This window comes from Micromonospora sp. NPDC047753 (genome assembly GCF_040642735.1).
In the GTDB taxonomy this organism is placed as follows: domain Bacteria; phylum Actinomycetota; class Actinomycetes; order Mycobacteriales; family Micromonosporaceae; genus Micromonospora.
This window is the reverse complement of the sequence record NZ_JBEYSL010000584.1, coordinates 1-3,770: the sequence shown is the minus strand read 5'-3', so window position 1 is coordinate 3,770 and position 3,770 is coordinate 1. Positions and strand designations below refer to the sequence as shown.

At 66.2% G+C, this 3,770-nt stretch carries 2 protein-coding genes; one reads left to right on the top strand and one right to left on the bottom strand.

The features are described 5' to 3' along the window. Positions 1–191: 191 nt before the first annotated feature. Positions 192–2,546 carry an FxSxx-COOH system tetratricopeptide repeat protein gene (gene fxsT, locus ABZ749_RS31330; RefSeq protein WP_357234132.1) on the top strand — a complete coding sequence of 785 codons (2,355 nt, stop codon included), beginning with the start codon at positions 192–194 and terminating at the stop codon, positions 2,544–2,546. A 446-nt stretch (positions 2,547–2,992) separates the two neighbouring features. Here the strand turns inward: fxsT and ABZ749_RS31325 are convergent. Continuing rightward, the coding region (locus tag ABZ749_RS31325; RefSeq protein ID WP_357234129.1) for a DUF1996 domain-containing protein at positions 2,993–3,770 on the bottom strand (778 nt) is incomplete at its 5' end.

Genomic DNA, 3,770 nt, shown 5'->3' with positions numbered 1-3,770 from the left:
GGACGCCGCCGAGCAGGCGTACCGGAAGATCCTCGCCGACGCCCCGGCGGACGCCGCGGCCACGGCGGGGCTGGGCCCAGCGAAGCCGAGGGTCGGTCGGCGGGCCGTAACACGCAACGCCGGGTCAACCGAGACGACGGTGAGCGATCGGATGTACCGGGGCCGCTACCGCCTGTGGTTTCGTGGATGCCGTGGATGCGGAGGTGGCCATCGGGGCGTTGAGCGCGGCCCTCGCCGTCTTGGGGACTGTCGCCGCCTTCCTGCAGTTGCGACGGACGCCCGCAGCGTCTGTGTCTCTCCCGCCCGCCTTGGCGGTGACAGGCAATCAGGATTCACGCCGCCCGCTCGTCGTCGGTGACGTCCCGCGTGAGCCGGTGTCACACATGTGTCGCGAGGAGCTGTTGGCTGAGGTTTCGACGGTCTTGGCGAAAAGCAGAGTTTGCGTCCTCATAGGAGGACGGGGCGTCGGGAAGACGCATCTCGCGGCCACGTACGTGCGCGACCAACTGTGCGTTGACGTCGCGCGGGTGCTCTGGATCGTCGCAGATGACGTCGCGGCGGTGATCACGTCGCTTGCTGACTTCGCCCGGCAGGCGGGTGCAGTGGACGAGGTTGTCGACACCGAGCCGGCCGCGCGCACCGCGCTTCGCTGGCTTGAGAACGAATCAGAGCGGTCCGTCATCGTGTTCGACAATGCGCTCGATGCCGACGCGATCGCCCGATGGATGCCCCAGCGCGGTAACGCTCATGTGCTCATCACGACAACGAACCAGGATTTCATTGTCTTCGGCGTCACGGTGCACGTTGACGTGTTTACGCCCGCGCAGGCGGTGACCTTCCTGTGCTCGCGGGCGAGCCTCGACGACCCCGGGGCCGCCGCGATGGTCGCGCGAGAACTGGGTCAACTGCCGCTCGCACTCGCGCAGGCTGGTGCCGTGATCCGCCGTCATCGGTGGTCGTTCGCCGAGTATCTGGCCGGATTCCGGTCGATGCCACTGAGGTCGCTGCTTCCCCGTGTGCCTGGTGACAACTATCCACGCACGCTGGAGGAGGCCACGCTGCTGTCGGTCAGCGAGGTCGAGCACAGCGATCCGAACGGGTTGGTCCGACGTCTGATTGACCTCATGGCTGTGCTGTCGGAGGCGGGAGTTCGTCGTGACCTGCTGCGCACTCTGCGTGTCGAGCCGGCGAGCGTCGATGAGGCGTTGGGCGGGCTGGCGAACGCCTCCGTGGTTGGCTTCGACGTCAGCGGCAAACAGGTGGCGATGCATCGGCTTACCCGTCAGGTGATGTTGGCGAGGGCCCGAACAGAGGGACGAATCCGCGACACGGTCCAGGATGCACTGACGCTGTTGACTCCTGCCACGGAGGCGCAACCCGCGCCCGGCGTCGACGTGGTGGACCACATCGCCGAGGTCTGGGCCGAGGCACGGACGGTTCTGGCGAGCGACGGCGAGGACGATGACATCTGGGCTGAGCTGTTACGGCTGCGGCGGTGGAGCGTCAAACGGCTCGTCGACATGGGGGAGTTCAGCCGCGCTGTGGCCGTGGGCCTCACGGTGTTCAGCGAGCACCGGGCGCTCGCACCGTCTGACGACGAATGCATCGCCTTGGCGCGGCGGGCACTGATCGATGCTTATGTGACTGCTGACCACGAGAATGAGGCCGTCTCATACGCTGAGGAGGCTCTGGCTGACCGGGTACGCCTGGCCGGCCTGGATCATCCGGCTACGGTAGGTGCCCGCAACCTGCTCGGCTACTGCTGTGAATGCGCAGGCCAGCTGGACCGGGCTTTGACCATCCATCGGTACAATCTCGGCGAGAGCATTCGTGTCTGTGGCCCGGACGCGCCGTCCACGATGCGCGCAAGGATCAATCTCGCCAGCACCTACCGCTCGATGGGCGACCTCGCCAGGGCCGTCCCTCTGTTCGAGGAGAACCTCGCGGAGAACCTGCGGGTCTACGGTCCTGATCATGCATCGACGATCAACGCTCGCGGTGAACTGGCACGCAGCTACGTGCGGACGGGACGGGCCGTCGAAGGCGTCCAACTACATGAGGAGAACGCTGCATTCGAGACCGATGAGCAACGCGCCGACATCCACCTCACTTGGTGGCCTCAATACCGCGCGGCCGCGTACTCCGCAGCTGGTCGGCACGCCGAGGCGATCGAGCAACTACGCGCTCTTGTGCAGCGTGTGGACGATGTTCTGCCGCGTGACAACCCGCGGGCGATCCGACTCCGCTTGTTCCTGGCGCGGGCGCTGCTAGCCGGTCGACGTCACACCGAGGCGCTAGCGCTGTTCGAGCGCACTGTCGTGGATCGGGGGCGCGTTCTTGGCATCGACCATCCATCGTCACTCAACGCCCGACGTAACCTCGGCCTGGCTCTGGCAACCACGGGGCGGCGTCGGCGGGCCCGCGCAGTCCTCAGCGCCGTCGTGTCGGACTACACCCGCGTCCTTGGATCGGAGCACCCATACACGCGCACCGCTCGATCGGACATCACCAGCCTGCCGAAGTCGCGCGGGTTCGTCTGGGGCTGACATGAAGGGCGGTCGCTCTCAGTTGAGGAGGCAACGCCATGCTTGCAGGGTGGCTCGCCGCCATGCTGGCCGAGGCAGTGGGGCACCGGTCGCGAGGAGTTCGAGGGGGCGTCGTAAACATTCAAGACGTCTCGTCAGGACCGGACCTCTTGTCTGCTTGGACCAGTGCCGATCTGCGGAGGTGCGGTATACCTCAGAGGTATATTTATACCTCTGAGGTATACCGCCTGACGCCACATCCGCCCCGGTAGGGGTGACCGACCTGGCCATACCCCGCGCCGGTCCAGGGGTCCGCGGCCAGAGCCCGTAGCCTCATACCGCACTCTCAACAAGGGCTGCGCGACGAAGACTCCGCGGCGACCGCAGTGCCAGCCAGGGTTAGGCCTTACTCATCTAGCTCCTCGTCACCGTGGGGCCGAGACAGGCCGATCCCTGGTTGACGACAGCTAGAAGTTGCCGGCGGAGTTGCACTTGACGCCCTGGTCGAGGCAGTTGCGCACCCGTGCGGCGAGCGCCTCGTCCTTCCACGCGTTGAAGAAGTCCGCGTGCATGGAGAACGACGTGCCGGACGCGAGGGTGATGCCGTCCGTGTTCGCGCTCAACGGGTACGAGATCACGAAGGACACCGACGGAACGGGCACCGGGTGGCTCTTCGGGCAGGCCCCGGTGTGGTCCCCGTTGGCCATGTGCGCCTTGTGGTCGGGGCTGTCCAGGTGCTTGCCGTCCCAGCAGTCCGGGAAGGTGATCTGCCGGACGATGTTCGCGGTCTTGGCGCAGACTGGGAACGTCTTGTCGGCGCTGCGGCCGATCTCGCCGCCGATGCCGGCGCACCAGAAGTGGTTGCCCTGCTTGTCCGGGGTGTCGACCTGGGTCTTGGCGTTACCGGTGAGCATTCGCAGGCCGAATGGGAAGGGCTGGGTCCTGCTCGGGTCCTTCAGGCGGGAACCGTAGTAGACGGTCACCTCCTTCGGGTCCACGACCTTGCCGTTCTGGTACATGGTCGGCACCCAGTAGGCGGACTGGTCGTCCGGCGAGTTGCAGGTGGTCGCCGTGGACGCCCGCAGCGATTCGGCTGTCGAGTTGGCGTCGGTCGACTTGTTGCCCCAGAAGGTGTGGTTGTGCGAGCCACCCACCAGCTTCGGCAGGACGATCGGGTCGTCGCTGTTGTGGTGGCTTGTCGTACAGCCGACGTTGAATTCGGGCACCTTGACCGGGTTGCCGGTC